The organism is Hymenobacter terrestris (genome assembly GCF_013377905.1).
GTDB lineage: Bacteria > Bacteroidota > Bacteroidia > Cytophagales > Hymenobacteraceae > Hymenobacter > Hymenobacter terrestris.
On record NZ_JABKAV010000168.1, the window covers coordinates 1 to 369 of the forward strand.

Genomic DNA, 369 nt, shown 5'->3' on the forward strand with positions numbered 1-369 from the left:
GGCGCAAGGCCTCGCTGACCAGGTCTTCGGGCATGGACTCGCGCACGTCCCAGCCCACGATTTTGCGCGAGCAGCGGTCGAGCCACACGGCCAGGTAGAGCCAGCCGCCGCCTTGGCGGGGCAAGTACGTGATGTCGCCCACCCAGACCCGGTTGGGGGCGGTGGGGGCCGGCTGGCCGAGCAAGCGGTTGGGTGCGGCGCGCACGGCCGGGTCGGAATCGGTCGTGCGGGGCACGAACGAGCGGGGCTGCTGAGCGCGCAAGCCGTGGGCTTTGAGCACGCGCCGAACGCGCCAACGGCCTACGCCGTGGCCTTCGGCCTGCACCTCGGCCCGCAGCCGGCGCGTACCGTAGCGCTGGCTGTGGCGTA

The 369-nt window shown here is 72.9% G+C and carries 1 protein-coding gene; it reads right to left on the reverse strand.

Features of this window, described 5'->3' with window-relative positions; genetic code table 11:
• Positions 1–369 (reverse strand): DDE-type integrase/transposase/recombinase (locus HW556_RS18465; protein ID WP_176901582.1); only part of this gene is annotated, 369 nt, incomplete at both ends.